This window comes from Pseudomonas sp. GW823-FHT02C02 (genome assembly GCF_058797635.1).
Map to the genome: position 1 here is coordinate 19,258 of NZ_JBXAJV010000012.1, position 24,097 is coordinate 43,354.

A 24,097-nucleotide genomic window follows, 5' to 3' on the forward strand; every position below is an offset into this window, starting at 1 on the left:
TGATTGGCCTTATGTCGCAAGACGGCAGATAGGGCCGACGTTAGGCTAAGTCATCAATTCTTACAAATGTATTCGGTGGCCGTTATGCATGCCTTCAAACACCTCAAACGCGTGGTCACCGACTGGTTCTTGTGCGGCATGCTGATCGCCACGCTGCTGGCGTATTTCTTCCCGGTCTTCGGCGCCACGGGTGGCGGGATGCACGCGGAATATGTGATCAACATCGGCGTGTTCCTCGTGTTCTTCCTGCACGGGGTCAACCTCTCCAGCGAGCAGATCAGCCATGGCCTGAAGAACTGGAAGCTGCACGTGATGGTCCAGGGTTTCACCTTCATGGTGTTCCCGCTGATCTGGTTGCTGAGCGACAAGCTGCTGGGTTCGCACGTGCCTTCGCTGTTGATGCTTGGCTTCTTCTACCTCTGCGCCCTGCCGTCGACCATCTCGTCGTCTGTGGCCCTGACTGGCAGCGCGGGCGGCAACGTGCCGGCGGCGATACTCAATGCGAGCCTGTCCAGCGTGCTGGGGATTTTCCTGACGCCGTTGCTGGTGAGTCTGGTGGTCGGCAGCGGTGCTGGCGGCATCGATCTGGGCTCGACGCTGCTCGACCTCTGCGCCATGTTGCTGGTGCCGCTGGTGCTCGGCCAACTGTTGCGGCCGATGTTCGGCAAGTTCTTTGCCCGCCACAAGCGCTACACCAACATCGTCGACAAGCTGGTGATTCTGTTGCTGGTGTACTCGGCGTTCTGCAACTCGATGGTCTCGGGGATGTGGCAGCAACAGGGCAACGGCGTAATTCTCAGCGCACTGATCGGCAGCGTGATGCTGCTGGCGGTCATCCTGTGGATGACTACCCGCACCGCTCGCGCACTGAAATTCAGCCCGGCGGATGAGATCGCTGCGGTGTTCTGCGCCAGCAAAAAATCCCTCGCGGCCGGTGCGCCGATGGCGGCGCTGATCTTCGGCGCCAACCCTGGCCTGGGCCTGATTCTGCTGCCGATCATGATTTATCACCCGTTGCAGTTGATCGTCTGCTCGGTGATGGCCGAGAGCTACGCCAACCGCAACCGTGAACGCATTGCGCAGCAGAACGCCGAACTGATCAGCGCTCGATAATCGCCGTCACCCCTTGGCCGCCAGCGGCGCAGATCGAGATCAAGCCTCGGCCCTTGCCCGCCGCGTCGAGCAACTTCGCCAGGTTGGCGACGATGCGCCCGCCGGTCGCGGCAAACGGATGCCCGGCCGCCAGTGAACTGCCTTTGACGTTGAGGCGGCTGCGGTCGATGGAGCCCAGCGGCGCATCGAGGCCGAGACGGGTTTTGCAATACTCCGGATCTTCCCAGGCCTTCAACGTGCAGAGCACCTGCGCGGCGAAGGCTTCGTGGATTTCGTAGTAATCGAAGTCCTGCAAGGTCAGGCCATTGCGCGCCAGCAAACGGGGCACCGCGTACACCGGCGCCATCAACAGCCCTTCGGCGCCGTTGACGAAATCCACTGCCGCGGCCTCGCCGTCACGCAAATAGGCGAGGATCGGCAAGCCTCGTTCCTTCGCCCATTCTTCACTGCCCAGCAGTACCAGCGACGCGCCATCGGTGAGCGGCGTGGAGTTGCCCGCCGTCATCGTGCCCTTGGCGCTTTTCTCGAAGGCCGGTTTCAGCGAAGCGAGTTTTTCCAGGGTCAGGTCCGGGCGCAGGTTGTTGTCGCGGGTCAGGCCGAGGAACGGTGTCATCAGGTCGTTGTGCCAGCCTTCGGCGTAGGACGCGGCCAGGTTCCGATGGCTCTCCAGCGCCAGCTGATCCTGTTCTTCGCGGGGGATGTTCCAGGTCTGGGCCATCAACTCGCAGTGCTGGCCCATGGACAAACCGGTGCGCGGTTCGCCGTTGCGCGGGAACTCCGGTATCAAGTCCCGGGGACGCAGCTGCAGAAAGGTTTTCAGTTTGTCGCCGGTGGTCTTGGCGCGATTGGCTTGCAACAGCACCCTGCGCAAACCTTCACTGACACCGATCGGCGCATCCGAGGTGGTATCGACGCCACCGGCAATGCCGCACTCGATCTGTCCCAGGGCAATCTTGTTCGCCACCAGCAACGCCGCTTCAAGGCCCGTGCCGCACGCCTGCTGAATGTCATAGGCCGGGGTGCCGGGGGACAACCGTGAACCGAGCACACACTCGCGCGTCAGGTTCATGTCTCGGGACAGCTTGAGGACCGCCCCCGCGACCACTTCGCCGATCCGCAGGCCATGCAGGTTGTAGCGTTCGATCAGGCCTTCGAGCGCTGCGGTGAGCATCGCCTGGTTACTGGCGGTGGCGTAAGGCCCATTGGAGCGGGCGAAGGGGATTCGGTTACCGCCAATAATCGCGACGCGGCGCAGCTGGGTCATGAAAAGCTCCTGTCAAAAAATCAGATGTAAACACCTGCCCTGCAGGAGCGAAGCTTGCTCGCGAAGGCGCCGGCACATTCAATATCTCCTCTGAATGAAACATCGTCTTCGCGAGCAAGCTTCGCTCCTACACTGTTCAAGCGTAGGCCTTATATCGTGGATCGAACGACTGATTGCCATTCGTGGTCCACACTTTGAACCCCAGCTGCCGGAGTGCGTTCCATGTCTGACCGTTATATCGACTTCGCCAATTCCTCCATCGGCCATCGTCTGGTCGGGGCCATGGGACTGCCGTCTCCGGTACGCCTGGAGCGGTGGCAAGCAGGCCGACTGCGGCCTGTCGAGGGGGCGCTGTTGATTGGCGGCGGCCCGCTGACAGAGAAAGTCAGCGCTTTTGCCAATCGCCTGACCGATGCGATCTACAGCTACGGCACTGACCCCTCGCTGGCCACCGCGTGGATTCCCGGCCACGGCCCCAAGCTCAAAGCCGTGGTGTTCGACGCCAGTAACCTAGTGCAGACCGATCAGCTCAAACAGCTGCGCGAGTTCTTCCAGCCGCTGATCAAGAACCTCGATCACAGCGCGCACCTGGTGATTCTGGGGCGTGCGCCAGAGACGTTGACCGACCCGTTCGCCGCCAGCGCACAGCGTGCGTTGGAAGGTTTCAGTCGCTCGCTGGCCAAGGAATTGCGCAGCGGCGGCACCTTGCAGCTGGTCTATGTCGGTGACGGCGCCGAGGATCAACTCGAAGGGCCTCTACGGTTTTTCCTCTCGCCCAAAAGTGCGTTTGTGTCAGGCCAGGTGGTTCGTTTGAAGGCTTGCGATACGCAGGTGTCGGACTGGACTCGCCCACTGGCCGGGCGCAAGGCGCTGGTCACGGGTGCCGCGCGCGGCATTGGCGCTTCCATCGCCGAAACCCTGGCCCGTGACGGTGCCGAGGTCATCCTGCTTGACGTACCTGTGGCCAAAACCGACCTCGATGCACTCGCTGCGCGCCTCGGCGGGCGCAGCATCACCCTGGACATCTGCGCCGAAGACGCCGCCGCGCAGCTGATCGAACTGCTGCCCGACGGCGTCGACATCGTGGTCCACAATGCCGGCATCACCCGCGACAAAACCCTGGCCAACATGACCCCCGAATTCTGGGACGCGGTGCTCGCCGTCAACCTCAACGCGCCGCAAGTGCTGACCAAGGCCCTGCTTGACAGCGGCGCCTTGCATGACAACGGGCGGGTGATTCTGTTGGCGTCCATCAGCGGCATCGCCGGCAATCGCGGGCAGACCAATTACGCGGCGAGCAAGGCCGGGCTGATCGGTCTGGCCCAGGCCTGGGCGCCGCTGCTGAGTCAACGCGGCATCAGCATCAATGCGGTGGCGCCGGGGTTCATCGAAACCCAGATGACCGCGCACCTGCCGTTTGGCATCCGTGAGGCCGGGCGACGTATGAGTTCTTTGGGCCAGGGCGGCCTGCCACAAGACGTTGCCGAAGCCGTCGCGTGGCTTGCTCAGCCGGGGACCGGCGCGTTCACCGGGCAAGCGTTGCGAGTCTGCGGCCAAAGCGTCCTGGGGGCATGAACATGATCACCGATTGGCACACCCTCAACCGCGAACCGAGCCTGACGGGGCTGTACGTGAAGGCGGCAACACGGCGCAAAATCACCGGCACCACGTTGCCCGACACGGGATTGCGCTGCTGGCTCGAGGTCGATCCGAAACGCCTGGCGGCGTATCGCAAGGTCTGTGGTTTTGCCGATAACGGTTTGCTGCCGCCGACCTATCCACACATCCTGGCGTTTGCCTTGCAGATGCAATTGCTCACGGCCAAGGACTTTCCGTTCCCGCTGCTGGGGCTGATTCACCTGAGCAATCGCATTCGTGTATTGCGCCCCATGGGTGGGGTCAACCGCGTTCGGGTCAGCGTGCAGGTGCAGAACCTGCAACCCCATGCCAAGGGTGCGACGTTCGATCTGGTGACGTCGCTTGACGATCAGTTGGGGCCGTTATGGGAAGCTGAAAGCCAGATGCTGTGCCGCGGGGTCAAGCTCGAAGGCGAACCGGTCGAGGACGTGTTGGCATCAACCCTGGAGATGACGCAAGTGGCTCGCTGGAATGCGCCGGCGGACATCGGCCGGCAGTACGCAAAAGTATCCGGGGACTACAACCCGATTCACCTGAGTGCCGCGAGCGCCAAGCTGTTTGGTTTTCCGACGGCCATTGCTCATGGGTTGTGGAACAAGGCCCGGACATTGGCAGCGTTGAGTGAGCATCTGCCCTCGGCGAATGTCGAGATGGCGGTGCAGTTCAGGAAACCGGTGCGGTTGCCGAGTGAGGTGACGTTGCTGGCCAGCGCGGCGGGGTCCAGTGGGGACTTTCAGCTGCTGGGGGCGGGGGATCTTGAACATATGGTGGGACATTGGCGGCCGATTGCCTGAACCGGTTGATCATCTGTGAAATCGCCGTCGCGAGCAGGTTCACGCCTGCAGGGGACCGCGTTTGCGAGTCGTCTGAGGCAGTGAGCCTGCTCGCGAAAAGGGCTGGTTCAGTGATTGAAGTGCGCGCTTGGCTGCGGAAACAGGTTATTGAGCGTCTCCAGCAACCGCACGTGATAGATCGGCTTGCGGAACAGGTCGAGCACCTGCAAGCGTAGCATGTCGCTGACATCCTCCATGTCTGCATGGCCGGATGTCACGATCACGGGTAAATGTTGGCGGGAGGTGTGCTCGCGCAGCCGTTTGATCAGCGACATGCCGCTTTCCTCCGGCATGCGCAGATCAGTGATCACCAGGGCGATATCGGGATGGCGGGTCAAATGATTCAGGGCGAGTTTGACCGAGGTTGCGGTAAAGCAATTGAAGCCCTCGCCCTCAAGCAGCTCCGCCAGTTCCAGCAACGCATCCTCCTCGTCATCGACCAGAAGGAGTTGTTGGCGTGGGAATGCGAGAGCGTTCATAGGGTTTTCCTGCGTTGGACTAAGCGCTGACGTTAGAACCACTCAGGCCCGTTGGCAAACGGCAACGATCAAGAAGCCGCCGCCGGCAGTACCGCCTTGATACTGTTGAAGATCGAAGTAATCGAACCCGAGATCGGCGTCATGAAGGCTGCCAGCGCGACCGCCGCCATCCCCGCGATAATGGCGTACTCAATACCCGAAGCCCCTTCGGTGTCTTTCGCCAGGTTGATGTAGAAGACGACTTCAGACTTCAGCCGCTGAACAAACTGAGTGAGGGACATGACGTTTTCTCCTTGGAGGGTGCCGGGTGTTGCATGGCCGCAACATGATTCCCCTGTGCCAGCATCAGCATTGTCGGCATTCCGCTTACCAACAACTGTAAGAACGAATTAATACTTAAGTATTAACCGGCCAATCGACGCCAAAAAACCAGGTTTGGCACGATAGCCTCTTACTTTCGTTAGATATTTTCCAAGGAGTAATGGCATTTTGATCTACCTGCGCTAACGTCAAATAGCGAAATAGTTAGAAGGTCAAAGCTGCCTGATTGCGAAGTTATCTCGTTGGACCTTACGAGTCATCAAGCAGCAGGAAAGGGAGAGCCGTGATGAACAGCCGAGTCACCATGGGTCTGGCCGGTTTTTTTCTGGTGGGTGCCATCATTGCCGGTTATTGGGGGCTGACACTGAGTCGACAACCGGCCCCCGACCCCGTCACCCCGCCGAACGCTGTCGCCACCGCACCTGTCCCGGCACCTGCGCCGGTAGACGATCCCACCCGCCAACCCGTTGTCGTGCTGCTGCGCGATGTGGCGCCCTTCGTTCAAATCACCGCCGCCGACGTGACCCTGGAAAAACTGCGCACCGCCCCGGCCGGCAGTCTGACCAGACTCGATCAGGCCATTGGTCGCACGCCGTGGCGCGCACTGACCGCAGGCACCTGGCTCAACGCTGAAAGCTTCGAAGCCGGCAGTGCATTGTCGCGAATGATCCGGCCCGATGAACGTGCGCTCGCCGTCGCGGTGGATGAAGTGATCAATGCCGGCGGGCAACTGAGCCCTGGCGATTATGTCGACGTGATGCTGTTTCTGCGTGCAGACGCCAACAACGTTCAGCCGTCGGCTCAGGTCGTCATCCCCGCGTTGCGGGTGCTCGGCGTCGGCGAACAACTGGGACTGACCAACGATGGGCGCCCGGCCAAACCGGTGCGCAGCAACGAAGAACAACTCAAGCAGGACCCACAGCGCACCAACGCCCGTTCGGTGGTGCTCGCCGTGCCCGAGTCGCTGCTGAGCCGGCTGATGCTGGCGACCCAGGCCGGGGTGCTGCGCCTGGCCGTGCGCAGTGCCGAAGAGAAACGCCTGGCGCAATATTGGGCCGGCGAAAACGATTCAAACGCCCACCTTGCCCGGGCTGATCGCGACCTGGTGCAGTTCAGCCAACTGGCCCTCGTCGGCCCCCCCAAAGCACTTACCCTCGGCAGCACGGCACCGCGCAAATCAGGCGTGGAAGTCATTCGCGGCAACCAAGTCTCCCAACAAACCCCCTGAGTCGAGCAAGGACGCCTTTAAATGCGCAGACGTTCCATGTCCATGTTCCAAGGCCTGCTCTGTGTCTCCTTGCTGGGCGCTCAACCGCTCGACATGACATTCGCCGCCGCGGGCAATTGCTCTGCATTAGGGCCCCTGCCGGCGGTGCTGGAAGTCGGTGAAGGGTTGCAGCAGGAACTGCAATCGCCGGTAGCGATCACGCGACTGGCCGTGGGCGATCCGAAAATCGCCGACGTGCGCGTCAACGGCAATCAGGCGTTTCTGCTCACCGGCATGGCGCCGGGCGCCACCAGCCTGATGGTCTGGACCGCCTGCGCCAGCACACCGCGCCAAAGCATGGTGTTCGTTCAGGGCCGGGCCACAGCAGCGATGACCGGCGCGGCGTCGATGCCCTCCGAAGACCCGATGCTGGCGTCGCAAGTGCAGACCGATATTCGCTTCGTCGAGGTCAGCCGGACCAAACTGAAAGAGGCCAGCACCTCGATCTACGGTAAAAACTCGAACTTCCTGTTCGGCTCACCCGGCACCGTGCCCAATACGGCAGTCACACCGCGTGTGCTGCCGCTGCGCAACATCGATCCACGCATTGCCGTGCCAAGCATTCCGCTGGCCAACGACATGTACAACATCGTCGCCGGCGGCGGTAATTTCCTCGCCATCATCAACGCCATGGAAGGCAGCGGCTTCGCCTACACCCTGGCGCGGCCGAGCCTGGTGGCGATCAGCGGGCAGAGCGCGAGCTTTCTGGCCGGCGGTGAAATCCCGATTCCGGTGCCCAGCGCCAACAGCAACAGCTACTCGATCGAATACAAGGAATTCGGCATTCGCCTGACACTCACACCGACCGTCGTCAGCAACCAACGCATCGCCCTGAAAGTGGCACCGGAAGTCAGTGAGCTGGATTACAACAACGGCGTCACCATCGGCGGCACCACAGTCCCGGCGCTCACCATCCGCCGTACTGACACCAGCATCTCCCTGGCCGATGGCGAAAGTTTCGTCATCAGCGGTTTGATCAGCACGCAAAACGCCTCGCAGGTCGACAAATTTCCCGGTCTTGGCGACATCCCGATACTCGGTGCGTTTTTCCGCAGTTCATCGATCAAGCGCGAGGAGCGCGAACTGCTGATGATCGTCACGCCGCACTTGGTGCAGCCGTTGGCGGCCAACGCGAAATTACCGTCACTGCCCGGTGAACAACTGCGCAACTACGACCCCGGTTTCTATCGCATGTACTTCCTCGAAAACGGCAACTTCGATAAACGCAGCGGGTTATCGCAATGAGCCAGAACCTGAGCCAGACCTTCCTGGCAATCACCCGCAACCCCACCGACCTTGAATGGCTGCAAGGCGCCCTCGCCCCGTTGGGCCAGGTCGTCAGTGCCGGTGGCGGCAGCCTCGACGAACTGCTGACGCTGGTCGACGTGACCTTCGCCAGCCTGGTGTTCGTGGGGCTGGATCGCGAACACGTGGTGGCGCAGAGCACCTTGATTGAGGGTGCACTTGAAGCCAAACCGATGCTGGCCATCGTCGCGCTGGGCGACGGCATGGACAACCAGCTCGTGCTCAACGCGATGCGGGCCGGCGCCCGGGATTTCGTCGCGTATGGCTCGCGCTCCAGCGAAGTCGCGGGGCTGGTGCGGCGTCTCAGTAAACGCCTGCCACCGGTGGCTCCAAATACCCACCTGGGTGGCTTGACCGTGCTATATGGCGTGCAAAGCAGTGCCGACGGCGCGCTGCTCGCCAACCATATGGCGCAGGTGGTGCAAAAGAGCGGACAGCAAACCTTGCTGCTCGACCTCGGCCTGCCACGCGGCGACAGCCTGGCCCTGCTCGGCCTGGAGAGCTCGTTTCACTTCGGCGATGCCCTGCGCCATTTGCGGCGGCTGGACGCAACGCTGATCGACAGTGCGTTCACCAGCGACGGTGACGGACTGCGGATTCTGGCGTACGCCAGTCACGACGAACCGCTGGAACACACCAGCGCCGCCGAGCTGTACATGCTGCTCAGCGCCCTGCGCCAACACTTCCAGCACATTGTGGTGAACCTCACCGGCCAGCCGGACAGCGAGGCACTGCGCACATTTATCAGCCATTGCGACAAGCTGCTCTGGTACACCGATCAGAACGTGCTCGACTGTCGCCGCAACCTCGCGCTGCTGAATCTGTGGCGGGAGAAAGGCATGAAGCTTGACCACGCCAGATTGCTCATCGACCGCTACTTGCGCCACGTCGCGCCGGACTCGGAAACCCTGGGTAAAAGTTTCGGCATGGAGATCATCGCCACCCTCGCCTACAGCCCGGAAGTGCGGCTCAACGCCAAGAATCAGGGCGTCAGCCTGTTCGAACTAGCCCCTCGCGAAGGCCTGAGCCAAGGCCTGCGGGCCCTCGGTGAATGTCTGGCCAAGCGCTCCGAAGCCTTGGCCAAACCCAGGACCGGTTGGTTCAACCGGCTTCGAGGTGCGCAATGAGCAGTGAAAAACTGTTCGGTGCGCCGCAACGCGCTTCGAGCGCCAACGCCGACCATGAAGGCCTGAAACTGGTGTTGCACCGTTTCATCATCGACGCCATCGAAGAGTCCGGAAAAAACCTGCTGGAGGGTTCGCGCCAGGTACTGTCGCAATTCGTCACCGACAAAGTGGCTGAGTACATTGCGCGACTGCACCTGGCGATTTCCCGTTATGAAATGGAGCGACTGGCCGAAGAACTGGTCGACGAACTCACCGGTTTCGGTCCGCTTGAAGTGCTGCTGCGCGATCCGGCGGTGACCGAGATCCTGGTCAACGGCCCGCACCGGGTATTCATCGAGCGCGACGGTGTGCTGCATCAAAGTGACTTGCGCTTCATTGATGCGCACCACGTCGAACGCGTCATGCAACGGATTCTCGCACCACTGGGTCGGCGGCTCGATGAGTCTTCGCCGATGGTCGATGCTCGCCTGCCGGATGGCAGCCGGGTCAACGCGATCATTCCACCGATCGCCCTCGACGGCCCCTGCCTGTCGATTCGCAAATTTCGCAAGGACATGCTCAAGAGCAACGACCTGGTGACGATGCAAACCATCGATCAGCCGATCTTCGATTTCCTCCAGGAAGCCGTGGGCAAGCGCTGCAACGTCTTGATCAGCGGCGGCACCGGCACCGGTAAAACCACGCTGTTGAATATTCTCAGCCAGTTGATCAACCCACACGAGCGGCTGGTCACCATCGAAGACGTCGCCGAATTGCAACTCGGCCACCCGCATGTCGTGCGCCTGGAAACCCGTCCTCCCAATGCCGAGGGCCACGGTGAAGTGAAGTCCAGCGACTTGATCCGCAACGCCCTGCGGATGCGCCCGGACCGGATCATCCTCGGCGAAATTCGCGGTGTCGAAGTGCTCGACGTGCTCACCGCAATGAACACCGGCCACGACGGTTCGATGAGCACCGTGCACGCCAACAACGCCCAGGATGCGCTGCTGCGCCTGGAAACCCTGGTCGGCCTGACCGGTCGCGTCATTGCCGAAAAGACCTTGCGGCAAATGATCTGCGCGGCACTGGACGTGATCATCCAGTTGACGCGCATGCCCGATGGTCGACGCTGCGTCAGTGAAGTGGTGGAGGTGGTGGGCGTCCGTGACGATGTCTACGTCACCAATACGCTGTTCCGCCTCGACCGGCGCAGCGGATTCGGGTTTCTGCGCGAGGCCGTCAACCCGGCCGGCGATAAACTGCGCCGCGAGTCGGCGCTCCCGCCATCACCGTACTGAGGCTCACGGCATGCTCAAACCGGCGTTGCTCATCCTCGTTTGCCTGATCATGCTCGGCGTGTCGATTCACCTGCTGCTCAAAGGCTTGCGCCAGACTGGCACCGAGCGCGTGCTCAATCGCCTGGCCCAGGGGCAACCGCAGTTGGTGGTGGAAAAAACCTCTTGGGCAGGCCTGGAACGGGCGTTCCTGCGCGCGGGCCTTGGGCGCCCGAACGAACAACTGGGACGCTGGATGCTGTTGTGGGCGTTCGGTACGTTGATCGGCTTCGCTGCCGGTGGCTGGATCGGGCTCGTGGTGTGTTTGCTGGTACCGCCACTCGCGTTCCGGCTGTTCATAAGCTGGCGTTATCAGCGCCGGCTCAAGCGCATGATCGAACAACTGCCGACGTTGCTCGATCACACCGTGCGCAGCCTGAAGTCCGGGCGCACTCTGGCCGACGCGGTGCTGGGCGCTATCCATGCCGCCGACAATCCGCTCAAAGAGGCCATGGGCCGGGTACAACGCAACGTGCAGTTGGGCGTCAGCCTGCCGGATGCCGCGTCGGACTTCGCCGAGCTGTATGAGAAGGATGAACTGCGCCTGTTTGCCCTCGGCCTGAAGGTCAATCACCGCTACGGCGGCAATGCCAGCGAATTGTTGGAGAACCTGATCAAGATGATCCGTGAACGCGAACAGGCCGCCCGCCAGCTCAGCGCCATGACCGGTGAAACCCGCGTGACGGCCTGGGTGCTAGGCAGTTTGCCGCTGGGCCTGGCCACCTATTTCCTGGCCGCCAACCCCGCTTACCTGCTTGCAATGTGGCACGACAGCTCAGGGCAAATGATGCTCGCGAGCGCGTTTGGCTTGCAGGCGGTGGGCAGCCTGGCGCTTTGGCGCATGTTGCGCAGCGTATGAAAATACCGCTGCTGATCAGTGCCCTGCTGTTTATGGCGGCTGCGCTGTTGCTGCTCGGCAGCCTGCTGGACCAGCGCCGGCGTGCGCGTCAGGTGGCTCAACGGCTGGACGGCAAAGCCGTTGACCACGACCGCATGGGTCATTGGCTACAAGCGCTGGGCAACAGCCGCATCGGTCAGCGTTCGGTCAATCTGGACAACGAAACCCAAACCCTGCTCAACCGCTTGGGTTGGCGCAGCGCCCGCCGCCGCTCACAGTTCGCGGCGTTCCAGGTGGGAGTGCCGGTGCTGGCGCTGGCCTTGGCATTGCTGATTCAAAGCGTGTTCTACCCCAGCGTGCAAAACCACTGGATCGCCCCGCTCTTCGCCACGGCCATCGGTTACCTGCTGCCCAAACGCCTGCTCGCCGCCGCGTCTCAACGCCGGCAAAAACAGTTGGCCCTGGAGATATCGACCTTCATTCCGCTGCTGCGCATCCTGTTTGAATCGGGCATGGCCGTCGAGCAATCGCTGCGCGTGCTGAGCCAGGAAGGCAAGCAACTGATGCCCGCATTGACCCACGAACTGCGCCTGGTTCTGGCCCGTGTCGATTCCGGCCTGGAGTTGGGCGAAGAGCTGAGCAAGGCCAGCCGCTTGTTGGCGGTCGACGAATTCACGGACACCTGCGTGATCCTTCAACAGCTGATCCACCAGGGTGGTGGTGCGATGAAATCGCTACTGGCGCTCAAGCAACTGTTCGATGACCGGCGCCTCACGCGCTTGCAGGAATACATCTCCAAGATGTCCGCCAAAATGTCCGTCGTGATGATGCTGTTTCTCTTCCCGGCGTTATTGATCGTCCTGGCCGGCCCGGGCTTCACCGCCCTGGCCCGGGCCATTGGCTCATAGAGGGATCGCGATGAAAGCAATGATTGCCGGTTTGAGTTTGCTCCTGTTGAGCGGTTGCGCCACCGACGGCCAGGCGCCATGGAACGCCCTGACCCAAAGCGCCAGTTGCAGCAAGTTGGGCTCCGATGAACAGCTGAAATTGAACCTGGCCGATGACATGGCCAACGACGGCAAACTGCACGCGAGCCTCGCCAACCTGCAAAGCCTGCCCGACAACGTCGCCGACGTGCGCTTGCGCCGGGCCAAGGTAAACCGGCTGCTGGGTCGCAGCGAAGCCGAGCCACTTTACCGCAGCCTGCTCGGCACCTGCCTCGCCGCCGCTGCCGAACACGGCCTCGGCCAGCTCGCGGCAGCCAGGGGCGACAACGGCCAGGCCCAGGCCCACCTGCAACGCGCCGCCCGACTGGCGCCAACCGATGAAAAAATCCGCAACGACCTCGGCGTGGTCTACCTCAACCAACGGCGCGTCGACGATGCACGCTTCGAATTCCTGACGGCCATGGAGCTCAAGCAAAGCGATCGACTGGCGGCGTTGAATATGGTGACGCTGCTGATCTACCAGGATGACTGGAGCCGCGCCGCCGAACTCGTCAGCCGCGTCGGCCTGAGCCCCGCCCAGGTCACCGAAGCCCAGGAACGCGCACAAAAACTCAAGGCCCCGACCAAGGTGATTCCGACACCCGCAAACCAGGTCGCCGCCGTCGCGACGCCGGGCCTTCAATAGGAGCAGACAGATGAAACCGATCCTCCTTTACCTCGCCCTGCTGGCCCTGCCACTCACCGCCAACGCCCTCGACGGCCCCGCCTCACCACAACAACAGGAAACCGAAGGCTGGTTGAAATTGCAGATCAGCCACCAGGCCGCCTCACACACCCCACAGACCTCAACCGCGACCGAACGAGAGCTGAGCATGCAGCGCTGGCTGAAGAGCTATCAGCATGAGATTCCGATGTTTTTCGATCAGGAGGAAGGGGGGACAGTGAACGGTGGGGCGGGGGGGTAGCGTCAGGCTTTCTTGCATCGAATTCATCGCCTTCGCGAGCGGTGCAGCGATCCGACGCGCCCGCGAAGAACGATGACGCGGTCTAACCGGTACATCGCTTGCGGCACATCCACATTATCCAGCGCTCGATTCACCGCCAACTCAGCCAGCATGATGACCTGCTGGATCGCCACGCCAAGGACTCGCAAGCGTGGGCCAACAGGCTTTCGTTATCGATATCGGGGGCGACGATGAACATAGTGCTGACCTTGCGGATGACGGGGGCCTTGAGGGCAGACGGATTGAGGTAGTGATCCAGCGCGCGGTCGGCGGCTTCGTTGAGCTTTTTGGGATTGAGCGGATCGTAGGGGGAAACGTCGTTGGCTTCCGGGGGATTGGGTGTGGCTTTGAACATGGTGAAACTCCCTGATTAATGGAGCCGTCACAAAGCGCACAAGCCGGCGGATTCTGGCGTAGTCGTAGGCAAAGGAGCAAGAAACTGTAGCTCTCAGGAAGTAACGCTAAACACTATTAAACACAGCCCTCAAATCCACACACATTCCCCCTGTGGGAGCGAGCCTGCTCGCGATTGCGGTCCGGCATCTGGCATTCACGTCGTCTGATACTCCGCCATCGCTGGCAGGCCAGCTCCCACAGGGTTTGGTGTACATCCGCAAAAAAAATGGTCGGCTGTCAGGCCGCCATCGCGAGCAGGCTCACTCCTACAGTGGAATGTGTGTACCTGCAAGAGATTGGTCGGCTGTCAGGCCGCCTTCGCGGGCAAGCCTCGCTCCTACAAGAATTCAGCGTACAGCTTTTGATTCTCACCACTCATCAGGCCGAGCGTTAGCTCGCCTGCAGCTCTTGATCTTGATCCACCCGCCCCTTTCGGGAGGCTGAGTGGAGGTGTTCATCCGGGGAGTGGCGCGCAGCGCCGTTCGACGCAGTCGAACACGCTGCATGTAGGTCGTCGCGAAGCAGACCGGAGGGCAGTGTCCCCGGATGGATACCGGAGCGAAGGTACGCCGAGCCTTAGCGAGGGGCCGGACGCTTGGGGCGAGACTTTTTGGTTCCTTTTGGCTGGGCCGGCACTCCGGGCGTTTGACAAAAGGGACTCGCCGTAAGGGCGAAACCGCCAGCCGCCGTTACCGCACAAATGGATATGCACACAACCACCAAGAACATGGTCGGCCCAAAGGCCGCCAAAAGCGACCCACCACACTCAGTGAGCCGTAACCCGCTGGCGCATCCCGGAGTTACCGGGCGACAACGCCAATGCCAATTGCGTCCGATTATGCATATGCGTCAACCGCAACACCTGCGACACATACAACTTCACCGTGTTCTCGGTAATCCCCAACTCACAGGCAATCTGATAATTGGTCTGCCCCTTCCCCACCAACCGCGCCACATCCAGCTGCCGGGGCGACAACTGATTGAAAATCGCCGGGATCTCCACCCGATCCACATCACTGACATCAGCCCCGGAAGAATCCGCCCCCTGCGGACCACGCCGCACCTTATCCAGATCCTGATACAAATCATCGATCGACTCAGTCAGGTACTGCAGCTTCTGATTCAAATGCCCCAACTGCAGGTTCTTCTGCCGATCTTGCAACGCCACCTCTTGTCGCTGAACCCCTTCGAGCAACTCATCGAGATCAATCGGCTTCTGGTAGTAATCGGCAATCCCTGCCCGCAAGGCCTTGATCACATCCTGCTTGTCCGCACGCCCAGTCAGCATGATCGCCTCGAAGGCCCGGTGCTTGCCGGACATCCGCTGCAACTCCTTCACCAGCTCAATCCCGTCCATGTCAGGCATATGCAAATCACACAGCACCAAGCCGATTTGCAGGTCTTCGCCGTAACGGGAAATGGCTTGCTTGCTCGATTCACAGGGAACGCAGCGATAGCCGCTCGCCTCCAGAAACTCGCAAAGTTCTTCAACAATCAACGCCTGATCATCAACCACGAGGACTTTTACTGCCGAGGTGAATTTGTTCACGCGCCACTCCATGCTCGGTCTACAGCTGACCGTTCCTGTACGAAAGCCACTGGCCGTACGACTATCAATCTGAAAAGTAGACGCACTTTCCGACTATGTACATAGGGGGGATGGAACAACATGACTAGCGAATCCAAAGCAGGGCCAATGAAAAACCCATCAGCACGAACGGCGCAAATGGCTGCTTTTTTGACAGCCCAGGGCCTAAATATCGAAGACGCGCCCTAACCCGTTGACTCATATGAGGCCATACTTTTGGCGCGAGCAGCAGCCAGCACACGCTGGCCAGCGCGGCCCCGACAAAGCTGCCCAGCAGATGCATTCCGTCCGTCGCCAAACCCAAGGCTGTCATTAATTTCACATCCCCGGCGCCCAATCGCCTCAGCGCGTAACCGGGCAACGTGAAGGCCAGTGCCAGAAAAGCAGCCCAGCCGCCCTGCGCCCCTTCTGCCCCCAGCCAAGTGGTGTCGGTCCATAGCAGAAACGCCAACGCCAACACCCCCGCGCCAAGGGTCAACGAGTTGGCAATGTGCTTTTCACGGGCGTCCTGCGCTGCGCAAAGCGTCAGCCAGATCAGTAGGACAAAAGTTTGCATTGCGTAAAAAAAGTCCCTTTTGGCTGAATGATTCTATGCTGATATTACGCAGTGACAGTCAGGGTAGACGCAGTCATGAATTCGAGCCTCCCCCGCCAGCAAAAAGGCGCCGTAGCGATTGAGTTCGCTTTGGTGTTCGTGATTTTTTTCGCTGTGTTTTACGCCATTGTCAGTTACAGCCTGCCGCTGTTGCTGATGCAGTCGTTCAACCAGTCGACTGCCGAAGCGGTGCGGCGCAGCGTGGCGGTGGACCCGGGCACGCCCGGTTACGCCGCCAACGTCCAAGCCACAGCCTCAGCTGAACTGACCCGGCAACTGGCGTGGATTCCCGCCGCACTGAACTTCAATGTCGCCACCGATTCGACCATCACCTTCGTCGGCGGCATGCTCAAGGTCAACATCGATTACCCCACCACCAAACTCAACCAGGTGCTGCCGTTTCTGGTGCTGCCGGGCATCGGCGCGGTGCCTAACCTGCCGACGACCCTCTCGGCCAGTTCGAGCCTGCAATTTTGAATTCCGGGGAAAAACTCTTCGGGCGCCTGCTCAACCGCCAATCGCCACCACCTCAGGTTGCGCCGGACACCCTGAGCGTGCCGAGTGTCGGCTTGCAGGTGCACCTGGATGGCGAAGGCCGGGTGCTGCACCTGACCGGCCCATTGCGCCATACGCTCGCCCCGCAACCGCTCTCCACACAGGCACCACCGCTACTCGATTACCTGATGCCCCACAGCAGCCTGGTCATCGAAGGTATCCCCGCCGACTGGCAAGGCCAAATCCTCGACCTGGACTTTCACAGCGTCAACGGGCACCCACTGCACCTGCGCGGCTGGGTCCTTCCGCTGGCGGACAACTGGTTGTTGCAGTTGCTGGACATCAGCGATGTGTTGGTTGAACGTCGACAATCGTGCCGCCGCGAACAGAACCAGCTTCTCGCGGCCAGGATCAGCGAACAGTTGCGCCTGTGCAGCCTCACCCGTCTGCCCGATGTGTTGCAGGAGCAGCTTCAGGTATTGGCTCAGCGCTTTCACATTCCGTGTATTGCGGTGGCGCTGCTTGATGAGCAGGACCAGGGCTGGCAAATCCATCAGTATTACGCGGCCTTCGATGCACCGATGCTGTGGCAGAACGGACAGCGCCTGGGTTCCGGGCTCGACAGCCTGAACGGTTCTTTCCCGCAACACCTGGCGCGTGGCGAGCACCCGCGTTTGCAAGAAATCTTCGGGCATGCCGAAGGACTTGCGGTGCCCTATTACGATGCTCACGGCGTGGCCACCTGGTTGCTCTGCGGTTTTTACACAGCGCAGCAGCGGGCGCCCGAATTGAACGATGGCGACTGGTTGCAGCTCACCGCCGCCCTCGCCAGCCCCCTGCTGGAACGCTTGCGCGAGCATCGGCATCATTTGCAGCTGGAGCGCCTGGCGTCGCTGCAAGCGCTACTCGGCACCGGTTGGTGGGAAGTGTTCAGCGACAGCGCCGAAATGCAACTGGCCCCTTCGCTGGCCAGCTCGCTGAACCTGGCGAGCCCCCGCCTGACGCTCGGCGAATGGCTCGATCACGTGCACCCTGCCGACCGCGAAGAACTGCGCAGCCGCCTGCACGCCCTGGAGGACGCCGGCACCCCGTTGCTGCTCTGCGTGCGCTGGCACTGTGAGCAAGCGCCCGTCTGGTATCGGCTGCAAGGTCAGGCCATTGGCATGGGTAAAAACCGCCGACTGGTGGGCTTCATGCTCGACATCAGCGACATCAAAAACCAGGAACAGAACGCCGCCACCGCCCATGCCCGACTGGACAACCTGATCGCCAGCTCGCCGGCCGTGATTTACGTGCAGCGCTATGTTGAAGGCGCGCTCTTGCCGACGTTTTTCAGCGCCAGCCTGCTGCCGTTGCTCAGCCTGACACTCGCCGATTGCACCGCAGGAGCCTTGATAGAAAGGGTGCATCCAGAAGACCGCGAGCACTATTTCGAGCGCACCCGACGGCTGCTGCGTGAAGGCACGGTGCGCGCCCGTTACCGGTTGCGCGACAGCCACGGCGAGTACCACTGGCTGCTTGACGAAGCCAAGGTGTTGCGCGACGACCTCGGCCTGCCGGTGGAAGCTGTCGGCTTGTGGCTGGACGTCACCGAAGCGACCCTCGCCACCGAACAGGTGAAACAGAGTGAAGAGCGCTATCGAATCCTGGTGGAGGACTCCCCGGCGATGATCTGCCGCTATCGCCCGGACCTGACCCTGACCTTCGGCAACCGGCCGTTGGCGACGTATCTGGAATGTCAGCCCGATCAACTGCCCGGCGTGAACCTGGGCCACTGGATGTCGGACGATCAGCGCCAGGCATTCGTGCTGCGACTCAGCCAACTGACGCCGCAAGCCCCGGTCAGTACCGCTGAAATCTATCTGCAACTGCCGGGGCGGGAACACGCCTGGTGGGTCTGGTCGGACCGCGGCGTGTTCGACGCCGAGGGTCGCTTGCTGGAAGTGCAGGCAGTCGGCCGCGACAACACCGAAGTCCGCCGCTCGCAGCAGCAACTCACCCAGAGCGCGAAAATGGCCACCCTCGGCGAAATGGCCACGGGACTCGCTCACGAAATCAATCAGCCGCTGAACGTGATGCGCATGGCCATCGTCAATGTGCTCAAGCGCTTGAACAATGGCGACGTGCAGATCGATTACTTGAAAGACAAGCTCAACCGCATCGATTCACAGGTCCAGCGCGCCGCACGGGTGGTTGATCATATGCGCGTGTTTGGCCGTCGCTCGGACATCGAGCAGCAACCGTTCAACCCGGCCGACGCGATCGAAGGCACGCTGTCGCTGCTCGCCGAAGGCATGCGCGGCAAAGGGGTTGAATTGCGCATCGGCGAGATTGGTTTTGCCGTGCAGGTCCGCGGCTTTATCGACCAGCTGGAGCAAGTGCTGATCAACCTGATGGTCAACGCCCGGGATGCGCTGCTGAGCAAACGCGAAGCCGACCGTGAGTTCAATCCGTGGATTGCGCTATACGCCGAACGGGATGAGCGATGCGTGCGGATATGGGTCGAGGACAACGGTGGCGGGATAGATCCTCGGTTGATGGAGAAGATTTTCGAGCCGTTTTTCACCACTAAACCGGTGGGCATCGGCACCGGGCTGGGGTTGTCGGTGAGTTACGGCATCATCGAGAACATGGAGGGGCGGCTGAGTGTGCGTAACTCGGTGCAGGGTGCGCTGTTTTGCATTGAGTTGCCGGTGGTCCCGGTGGATCAGATCACCAGCGCCGGCCGCCCGGAGTAACAACTGAGGTTGGCACCGACCTGGATTTTCCCGACCTCGATTCCCAGGGTTTTCAAAAGCGTGTCGAGCAGGTTATCCAGCAGCGGACCGAGGATTGATTCAAGTGTCGTCTTCAGCAACAACATCACGCCATTGAGCAGTGTTTTCAATAATTCGAACGTCGCGGCCAACAGGAAGTTAGGCGTGAATGACGGCGCGTGGACGATCAGGTTCACGTCATTGACGGTTTGCGACAATCCGGAAACCGCGTTGGTAGCGGTCAAGGTGTATGGCGGATCCGACGGGGGCAAACCCACTTTCGGCGGGTTGATGAACGTCGAGGTGGCATTGGCCGGCAGCACGGGACTGTAAATTTGCAGCTCAGCGCCACCGCCGGAAAAGGGTACACCCGCCTTGCGGATATCGAGCAGGGTGACCGGCGTGACCGTCAGGGGCACGGACGATGAATCCCAGTCCGCATTGACCCTTCCAACGCGCAATTCAGCCACGGTGGTCGTGGTGTTCACGGTCAGGCTTTTATTGATTTCGCTGGGGCAGGTGTAATCGGTGACGTAACTGTTGCCGCCACCGGCTTCCAGGCTGACGTCCAGGTTGGGGCTGGGCAACACGTACAAGTCGAGCCCGAGCAACCCGGTGACCACGGACAAAGTCCCCGTCACCGCGCCAAGCAGACCGGTGACCAATGACAAATCCAATGTCACCAGCACCCGGACTTGAGCGGTGCGCACATAGATTCGATTGGCGCCCAAGGGCGCCATTTTTGCCAGTGCGGGATTGCCCACCGCCGACCACTGCGGAGGTTCGATGACTTTGATCTTTGCGCTGGCCCCGACTCCAAGCCCCAGCAGATTCACGGGAATGGTGCCTGCCACGGCGCTCTTGCTGTTGCCGAGTTCGATAAAGGCCTGCACCAATTGAAGCGCGTTCACGTTGGCGTTCAGGCCGGCAGACGTGGTGCCTGCCTGCAGTTTCAACAGGTCCCCCAAATGCACTTTGAGCGGGCTGACGACCGCGATGGCCAAGCTGTCGAAACCGGCCTGCACGTCCGCCGTCGCCCCATTGAGTCGCGCCACCGTGGCAGCAGCCTGAAGTAACTGGCCCACGGTGGCATCAGCACCGAGCAGCCCCGTGTAATCGCCTGCCGTGACCTGCAGGTCAATGGCCAACTGGTCCATGTATTTAAGCAAGTTGATGTCGGCGCCCAACAGCCCGTTCCAACTCGCGAGAGGGAGGTTGATGGACGCTCCCGCGAGCGCGGAAAGGAAGCCGTTCAACAAATTGACGTCGACCAGGGTGCTGCGAATGGTCAGTTGGGCGACCGGCGGCCCCGGCAGCCCGACCACCGCAGTGGCGCTGAGGGTGATGGTCGAGTTGGCGGGTGCGCCCCCGAACATTGCGCCGATTCCACCGACGAGACTTTGCGGCACCCCATGGCTGGCGATCACGCGGATGGCTTCGCTTTTGCTCGGGTCAACGCCGAAAACCCGAAGGTTGTTGGCGCCGACGGTCAGCGCACCACAGGCAACGGCCAGTGTGCGATCCGCACCGGGCACGGTGAAATTATTGCGTTGGGCGCTGGCAGTGGCGTAGATGAGCGCGGTTGTACCGACGCCGCAGTCACCGCCACGGGTGGCGGCTTCGAGCGCGGCCATGTCAGCGACGCGCTGCAGGTTGCGCTTTTCCAGGTAGAGCCGACCGCTGTCGATCACCACCAGCAGGAACACCAGCGCCAATGCGAATGTCAGCGCCGCCATCAAGCCTATCGCCCCCCGTTGCCGGGACGGGCCGCAAAATTGCAAGCGTGGAGACATCATGCACTCCTTTGCCGGTGAACCGTCGGGGGGTTACCTCCATGGAAAAACAGTGTAGACAACGCTGGGCAAGGCTGCTGGCAACAAGCCACCCCACAACCGTTTGTGAGAGTGGGCTTGTGTTTCAGGCTGGGTGGATGGTCAGTGCGGTGGATAGTTGGCGAGGATTCGTGCGACGGTTTCGCGTATCGCATTGCTGCGATCAGCGGGGTTCGTCGTGCGGCTGAGCAGTTGCTCATCGCTGCCACGCCACACTAGTTTGCCGTCCTTGCCATCGAGCAAATCGATCTGGATGGTCGCCACCTTGTAACTGACGCTGCGGGTTTCGTTGTACATCGGCGCGCCCCAGTAGCCATTCCATGGATTCCCCCAACCGCCGCCATAGTTGGTGGTCACCTGTTGCTGGCGTTCTTCGACGATCAGGTAAGTCTGGACGTCCAAATTACCCTTGCTGCCAGCGGCGGCCGGGCGCAGGCCACGCTGATCCAGTTGATCGGCCACCGATTGACGAATGCGCTGTTCGGTCAGGTCGCTCTTGATCCGTGGGTCGTCGGGGCGATATTGCAGTGCAGGTTCTTTCCAGCTCCAGGTGCGATAGGCGGCGAAGTCGCGGCTGGCATCGAAGTCATTATTGACCTGGTTGGCGGCGCAGGCACTGAGCAGCGCGGCCACAGCCAGTAAAGCGAAACGACGGATCATGATGGTTCTCCGGTTGAAGACATGAACCTGTGAACGCCCTCTCAACGTGAGAAGTTAACTGGGAGGATACGCCGACATGGCCTTTTCCACAGCCTCACGTATCGCATCGCCACGCTCACTCTGACTGCCCCGACTGCCGGTTTCGGCGCTGGCACTCCACACTGGCTGGCCTGTGCCCGCATCGAACAGATCCACTCGCACCACCACGACCTGTTCCTGATACGTGCGCACGATCGGCACCGTGTTGTACATGCCATAACCGGTGCCGTAGCGGTTGTAGCCGCCATAACCACCGCCGTAATAACCGTAGTCGTCCCGAACCTGGCGCAACCGGGTTTCCAGGTGCAGATCGGCGCTGACAAACAGGTCGGCCGGGCGGGTGTTGTCGTGCAGCGGACGCAGGCCGCGCTGATCGAGGGCGTTGCTGACCGCTTCGGCGACCTGGGCCGAGTCTGCCCAGGCGCTGCCCGGTGGCAGCTGCCCGTTGAGCCAGGCCCAGCTGCGGTAACGCCCATAGTCACGCGGCGGTGCCGGGTAGGCGCTGCGGTCGAAGGTGTTGGCCGCCTGAGGCGGTGCCGGCGGCAAGGGCTTGGAGGTCGCCACATAGGGATTGCTGCCCTGGCAGGCCGCCAACCCGAGACAGATCACCAGTAACCCTGAACGACTTTTCATGTTTCGCTCCGATCAGACCGGCCGACAGATCCAGTGCAAATAGCGCCCAAGCCCGGCAAAGCTCGGGTGACGGCGGTGGGCCAGCTCCATTTCGAGCAAGTCCACGAGTTCGGCGCGGGCCTGGAATTCCACTGGCATGTAGTCGTGGAAAACCCGCACCCCACTCTGGCTTTCGACCTGCCACAGGCCCTCAAGTTGCGCCGCCAGTTCGCGCGGATCGAGAGGTTGCTGCGGGGTCAGGCTCTGCTTCTCGCCGGCCATGTCGTTCTTGCGCATCTTGCGGAAATGGCCTTTGAGCAGGTTGCGGTAGATCAGCGCGTCGCGGTTGTAGAAGGCCAGGGAGAGCCAGCCGTCCTGTTTGGTCAGTTGATGCAGCACCGGCAGGATGGCATGGGGTTCGGCAAGCCATTCCAGCACGGCATGGCACAGCACCAGGTCATAGGGCTCGGTGAGCTGGCCGAGCAATTCCTGCCACGGTGCCTGAATGAACGTGGCGCTCTGCCCGGCGTCGGCGAACCGCTGGCGGGCGCCTTCGAGCATCGGTTCGGCGGGTTCGGCAAGCGTGACGTCATGGCCACGCTGGGCCAGCCACAACGACATGTGGCCCAGGCCCGCGCCGATATCCAACACGCGCAGCGGCCGGTCCGGCAGGGTTTCGGCCAGGTCGGCCTGAAGCACCGCCAGGCGGATCGCACCTTTCGCCCCACCGTAGATTTTTTCGGCAAACCGGGTCGCCAGTTGATCGAAATGACGATCGCTCATCAGCTGAACCTCTTTTCGCTGTCAGCGAGTTTGTTGCGTACCACTTCATTCATGTCCAGCCCCAACTCGCTGCACAGCAGCAATAGATAGAGGACGATGTCACCCACTTCCTGCCCGGCGTGGGCCAGTTTGTCCGCCGGCAACTGGCGCGACTGGTCTTCGGTCAGCCACTGGAAAATCTCCACCAGCTCGGACATTTCCACGCTCGCGGCCATGGCCAGGTTTTTCGGGCTGTGAAATTGCCGCCAGTCGTTGCGGTCACGGATGGCGTGCAGGCGTTCGGTCAGTTCAACAAGGTTCATCGGGCTCTCCTGAAGGCGTATAGCTTCGGGGGGATGACCGGGGATGGCAAGTGGGCAGTTGAATGTGAGAGCGCGGACTTAATCCAGCCCGGATGTTGACTGACAAAACGCCATCGCGAGCAAGCTCGCTCCCACAGGGTCGATGCAACGCTCTATGCTTGTGGGGAACTCGGCACCGTAATCCATGGCCCAAGTCCGGCAAGCACGCCACCACTTACATCAGGACGTTCACGACATGCAGGTAGAAAGTTTCTTCGAATGGCTCGGCCAGGCACTCGGTTCGGTCATCCGGTTTATCGTTGATGGCCTCAGCGGCTTGTTCAACCTGCTGAGCCATGCCGGCAGCAATTTTGTCGAAGGCTTGTCCCGGGCACTGGGCATGGACACATCGATCATCAGCATCATTGCGCTGATCCTGGGGCTGATGCTGTTGTGGTCGGCGATCCGGGCGTTCATGAATGCGTCGATCATCATGGGGATTATCTGGTTGGTGTTGGGCCTTTGGCTGCTGAGCTGGATCATCCACTGACACCGCCGCTCCCACATTAGTACGACACCTCCCGCTACAATGCCCGCTCCTCAAGGAGCCT

At 61.3% G+C, this 24,097-nt stretch carries 24 protein-coding genes and 1 pseudogene; 14 read left to right on the plus strand and 11 right to left on the minus strand.

The genetic code is table 11. From position 1 onward, the window contains the following. Positions 1-84 precede the first annotated feature (84 nt). On the plus strand, positions 85-1,113 hold the full coding sequence (locus tag AC1ROI_RS20860) for a bile acid:sodium symporter family protein (RefSeq protein ID WP_102595220.1): 1,029 nt from the start codon (positions 85-87) through the stop codon (positions 1,111-1,113). Here the strand turns inward: AC1ROI_RS20860 and AC1ROI_RS20865 are convergent. Continuing rightward, on the minus strand, positions 1,100-2,377 hold the full coding sequence (locus AC1ROI_RS20865; RefSeq protein ID WP_083375122.1) for an acetyl-CoA C-acetyltransferase: 1,278 nt from the start codon (positions 2,375-2,377) through the stop codon (positions 1,100-1,102). The genes AC1ROI_RS20860 and AC1ROI_RS20865 overlap by 14 nt on opposite strands. Positions 2,378-2,599: 222 nt before the next feature. Here AC1ROI_RS20865 and AC1ROI_RS20870 point away from each other — a divergent pair, with 222 nt between their 5' ends. Further along, entirely contained in the window at positions 2,600-3,952 is a 1,353-nt protein-coding gene (locus AC1ROI_RS20870) for a 3-oxoacyl-ACP reductase (RefSeq protein WP_102595221.1), read from the plus strand. 2 nt (positions 3,953-3,954) lie between these two features. Continuing rightward, complete coding sequence (locus tag AC1ROI_RS20875) at positions 3,955-4,809, plus strand: MaoC family dehydratase (RefSeq protein ID WP_102642682.1); 855 nt, start codon at positions 3,955-3,957, stop codon at positions 4,807-4,809. A 107-nt stretch (positions 4,810-4,916) separates the two neighbouring features. On the opposite strand, the gene AC1ROI_RS20880 is transcribed toward AC1ROI_RS20875, so the two are convergent. Beyond that, positions 4,917-5,327, minus strand: coding sequence for a response regulator (locus tag AC1ROI_RS20880; protein ID WP_010463827.1), 411 nt, complete (start codon positions 5,325-5,327; stop codon positions 4,917-4,919). Between the two features lie 68 nt (positions 5,328-5,395). Continuing rightward, entirely contained in the window at positions 5,396-5,608 is a 213-nt protein-coding gene (locus tag AC1ROI_RS20885; protein ID WP_102595842.1) for a Flp family type IVb pilin, read from the minus strand. Positions 5,609-5,934: 326 nt separating this feature from the next. Here AC1ROI_RS20885 and cpaB point away from each other — a divergent pair, with 326 nt between their 5' ends. Genes cpaB through AC1ROI_RS20925 form a run of 8 tightly spaced genes read left to right on the plus strand, consistent with a single transcriptional unit; the run spans position 5,935 to position 13,410 of the window. Next, positions 5,935-6,876, plus strand: a complete 942-nt coding sequence (gene cpaB / locus AC1ROI_RS20890; protein ID WP_102595841.1) for a Flp pilus assembly protein CpaB — start codon at positions 5,935-5,937, stop codon at positions 6,874-6,876. Positions 6,877-6,897: 21 nt separating this feature from the next. Continuing rightward, positions 6,898-8,160: a type II and III secretion system protein family protein gene (locus AC1ROI_RS20895; RefSeq protein ID WP_102595840.1), complete on the plus strand. Its 1,263-nt coding sequence runs from the start codon at positions 6,898-6,900 to the stop codon at positions 8,158-8,160. Further along, positions 8,157-9,347: a CpaE/TadZ family protein gene (locus AC1ROI_RS20900; RefSeq protein ID WP_010463831.1), complete on the plus strand. Its 1,191-nt coding sequence runs from the start codon at positions 8,157-8,159 to the stop codon at positions 9,345-9,347. The genes AC1ROI_RS20895 and AC1ROI_RS20900 overlap by 4 nt, the downstream gene beginning before the upstream one ends. Next, the gene (locus AC1ROI_RS20905; RefSeq protein WP_010463832.1) at positions 9,344-10,624 is read left to right on the plus strand and encodes a TadA family conjugal transfer-associated ATPase; all 1,281 of its coding nucleotides are present in this window, start codon (positions 9,344-9,346) and stop codon (positions 10,622-10,624) included. The genes AC1ROI_RS20900 and AC1ROI_RS20905 overlap by 4 nt, the downstream gene beginning before the upstream one ends. Before the next feature lie 10 nt (positions 10,625-10,634). Further along, a complete protein-coding gene (locus AC1ROI_RS20910) occupies positions 10,635-11,519 on the plus strand; it encodes a type II secretion system F family protein (RefSeq protein ID WP_102595839.1) in 885 nt (294 codons plus the stop codon). Next, entirely contained in the window at positions 11,516-12,406 is an 891-nt protein-coding gene (locus AC1ROI_RS20915) for a type II secretion system F family protein (RefSeq protein ID WP_102595838.1), read from the plus strand. Before AC1ROI_RS20910 ends, AC1ROI_RS20915 begins: the two co-directional genes overlap by 4 nt. Before the next feature lie 10 nt (positions 12,407-12,416). Then, the gene (locus tag AC1ROI_RS20920) at positions 12,417-13,130 is read left to right on the plus strand and encodes a tetratricopeptide repeat protein (RefSeq protein ID WP_083375129.1); all 714 of its coding nucleotides are present in this window, start codon (positions 12,417-12,419) and stop codon (positions 13,128-13,130) included. A 10-nt stretch (positions 13,131-13,140) separates the two neighbouring features. Further along, on the plus strand, positions 13,141-13,410 hold the full coding sequence (locus AC1ROI_RS20925; protein ID WP_010463836.1) for a DUF3613 domain-containing protein: 270 nt from the start codon (positions 13,141-13,143) through the stop codon (positions 13,408-13,410). 98 nt (positions 13,411-13,508) lie between these two features. Here AC1ROI_RS20925 and AC1ROI_RS20930 read toward each other — a convergent pair. The 3 genes and pseudogenes from AC1ROI_RS20930 to AC1ROI_RS20940 all read right to left on the minus strand — a co-directional run. After that, positions 13,509-13,804, minus strand: a pseudogene (locus tag AC1ROI_RS20930) (DUF6124 family protein); the annotation flags it as partial. Positions 13,805-14,611: 807 nt separating this feature from the next. Then, positions 14,612-15,394 (minus strand): response regulator transcription factor, encoded by a 783-nt coding sequence (locus AC1ROI_RS20935; protein WP_102595315.1) that lies wholly within the window; start codon positions 15,392-15,394, stop codon positions 14,612-14,614. A gap of 124 nt (positions 15,395-15,518) precedes the next feature. Further along, the gene (locus AC1ROI_RS20940; RefSeq protein WP_010463841.1) at positions 15,519-15,989 is read right to left on the minus strand and encodes a prepilin peptidase; all 471 of its coding nucleotides are present in this window, start codon (positions 15,987-15,989) and stop codon (positions 15,519-15,521) included. Positions 15,990-16,064: 75 nt separating this feature from the next. Here AC1ROI_RS20940 and AC1ROI_RS20945 point away from each other — a divergent pair, with 75 nt between their 5' ends. Both AC1ROI_RS20945 and AC1ROI_RS20950 read left to right on the plus strand, forming a co-directional pair. After that, entirely contained in the window at positions 16,065-16,505 is a 441-nt protein-coding gene (locus AC1ROI_RS20945) for a TadE/TadG family type IV pilus assembly protein (protein WP_010463843.1), read from the plus strand. Further along, the gene (locus tag AC1ROI_RS20950; protein WP_102595308.1) at positions 16,502-19,261 is read left to right on the plus strand and encodes a PAS domain-containing sensor histidine kinase; all 2,760 of its coding nucleotides are present in this window, start codon (positions 16,502-16,504) and stop codon (positions 19,259-19,261) included. Before AC1ROI_RS20945 ends, AC1ROI_RS20950 begins: the two co-directional genes overlap by 4 nt. Here the strand turns inward: AC1ROI_RS20950 and AC1ROI_RS20955 are convergent. From AC1ROI_RS20955 to AC1ROI_RS20975, 5 genes are all read right to left on the minus strand, one after another. After that, the gene (locus AC1ROI_RS20955; protein WP_083375132.1) at positions 19,231-21,072 is read right to left on the minus strand and encodes a pilus assembly protein TadG-related protein; all 1,842 of its coding nucleotides are present in this window, start codon (positions 21,070-21,072) and stop codon (positions 19,231-19,233) included. The two genes, AC1ROI_RS20950 and AC1ROI_RS20955, sit on opposite strands and share 31 nt — an antisense overlap. 141 nt (positions 21,073-21,213) lie before the next feature. After that, positions 21,214-21,771, minus strand: a complete 558-nt coding sequence (locus AC1ROI_RS20960) for a DUF4136 domain-containing protein (RefSeq protein WP_010463848.1) — start codon at positions 21,769-21,771, stop codon at positions 21,214-21,216. Between the two features lie 54 nt (positions 21,772-21,825). Further along, the gene (locus AC1ROI_RS20965; RefSeq protein ID WP_010463851.1) at positions 21,826-22,443 is read right to left on the minus strand and encodes a DUF4136 domain-containing protein; all 618 of its coding nucleotides are present in this window, start codon (positions 22,441-22,443) and stop codon (positions 21,826-21,828) included. 12 nt (positions 22,444-22,455) lie between these two features. After that, positions 22,456-23,205 (minus strand): methyltransferase domain-containing protein, encoded by a 750-nt coding sequence (locus AC1ROI_RS20970; RefSeq protein ID WP_010463853.1) that lies wholly within the window; start codon positions 23,203-23,205, stop codon positions 22,456-22,458. Further along, positions 23,205-23,507, minus strand: coding sequence for a MazG-like family protein (locus AC1ROI_RS20975; protein WP_010463855.1), 303 nt, complete (start codon positions 23,505-23,507; stop codon positions 23,205-23,207). Before AC1ROI_RS20975 ends, AC1ROI_RS20970 begins: the two co-directional genes overlap by 1 nt. Before the next feature lie 235 nt (positions 23,508-23,742). Here AC1ROI_RS20975 and AC1ROI_RS20980 point away from each other — a divergent pair, with 235 nt between their 5' ends. Beyond that, entirely contained in the window at positions 23,743-24,036 is a 294-nt protein-coding gene (locus AC1ROI_RS20980; protein ID WP_010463857.1) for a hypothetical protein, read from the plus strand. Positions 24,037-24,097 lie beyond the last annotated feature (61 nt).

Excerpts from the sequence above, each read along its gene's own strand:
- AC1ROI_RS20860 (WP_102595220.1), top strand. The coding sequence starts at position 85 with ATGCATGCCTTCAAACACCTCAAACGCGTGGTCACCGACTGGTTCTTG.
- AC1ROI_RS20865 (WP_083375122.1), bottom strand. The coding sequence starts at position 2,377 with ATGACCCAGCTGCGCCGCGTCGCGATTATTGGCGGTAACCGAATCCCC.
- AC1ROI_RS20870 (WP_102595221.1), top strand. The coding sequence starts at position 2,600 with ATGTCTGACCGTTATATCGACTTCGCCAATTCCTCCATCGGCCATCGT.
- AC1ROI_RS20875 (WP_102642682.1), top strand. The coding sequence starts at position 3,955 with ATGATCACCGATTGGCACACCCTCAACCGCGAACCGAGCCTGACGGGG.
- AC1ROI_RS20880 (WP_010463827.1), bottom strand. The coding sequence starts at position 5,327 with ATGAACGCTCTCGCATTCCCACGCCAACAACTCCTTCTGGTCGATGAC.
- AC1ROI_RS20885 (WP_102595842.1), bottom strand. The coding sequence starts at position 5,608 with ATGTCCCTCACTCAGTTTGTTCAGCGGCTGAAGTCTGAAGTCGTCTTC.
- cpaB (WP_102595841.1), top strand. The coding sequence starts at position 5,935 with ATGAACAGCCGAGTCACCATGGGTCTGGCCGGTTTTTTTCTGGTGGGT.
- AC1ROI_RS20895 (WP_102595840.1), top strand. The coding sequence starts at position 6,898 with ATGCGCAGACGTTCCATGTCCATGTTCCAAGGCCTGCTCTGTGTCTCC.
- AC1ROI_RS20900 (WP_010463831.1), top strand. The coding sequence starts at position 8,157 with ATGAGCCAGAACCTGAGCCAGACCTTCCTGGCAATCACCCGCAACCCC.
- AC1ROI_RS20905 (WP_010463832.1), top strand. The coding sequence starts at position 9,344 with ATGAGCAGTGAAAAACTGTTCGGTGCGCCGCAACGCGCTTCGAGCGCC.
- AC1ROI_RS20910 (WP_102595839.1), top strand. The coding sequence starts at position 10,635 with ATGCTCAAACCGGCGTTGCTCATCCTCGTTTGCCTGATCATGCTCGGC.
- AC1ROI_RS20915 (WP_102595838.1), top strand. The coding sequence starts at position 11,516 with ATGAAAATACCGCTGCTGATCAGTGCCCTGCTGTTTATGGCGGCTGCG.
- AC1ROI_RS20920 (WP_083375129.1), top strand. The coding sequence starts at position 12,417 with ATGAAAGCAATGATTGCCGGTTTGAGTTTGCTCCTGTTGAGCGGTTGC.
- AC1ROI_RS20925 (WP_010463836.1), top strand. The coding sequence starts at position 13,141 with ATGAAACCGATCCTCCTTTACCTCGCCCTGCTGGCCCTGCCACTCACC.
- AC1ROI_RS20940 (WP_010463841.1), bottom strand. The coding sequence starts at position 15,989 with ATGCAAACTTTTGTCCTACTGATCTGGCTGACGCTTTGCGCAGCGCAG.
- AC1ROI_RS20945 (WP_010463843.1), top strand. The coding sequence starts at position 16,065 with ATGAATTCGAGCCTCCCCCGCCAGCAAAAAGGCGCCGTAGCGATTGAG.
- AC1ROI_RS20955 (WP_083375132.1), bottom strand. The coding sequence starts at position 21,072 with ATGTCTCCACGCTTGCAATTTTGCGGCCCGTCCCGGCAACGGGGGGCG.
- AC1ROI_RS20960 (WP_010463848.1), bottom strand. The coding sequence starts at position 21,771 with ATGATCCGTCGTTTCGCTTTACTGGCTGTGGCCGCGCTGCTCAGTGCC.
- AC1ROI_RS20965 (WP_010463851.1), bottom strand. The coding sequence starts at position 22,443 with ATGAAAAGTCGTTCAGGGTTACTGGTGATCTGTCTCGGGTTGGCGGCC.
- AC1ROI_RS20970 (WP_010463853.1), bottom strand. The coding sequence starts at position 23,205 with ATGAGCGATCGTCATTTCGATCAACTGGCGACCCGGTTTGCCGAAAAA.
- AC1ROI_RS20975 (WP_010463855.1), bottom strand. The coding sequence starts at position 23,507 with ATGAACCTTGTTGAACTGACCGAACGCCTGCACGCCATCCGTGACCGC.
- AC1ROI_RS20980 (WP_010463857.1), top strand. The coding sequence starts at position 23,743 with ATGCAGGTAGAAAGTTTCTTCGAATGGCTCGGCCAGGCACTCGGTTCG.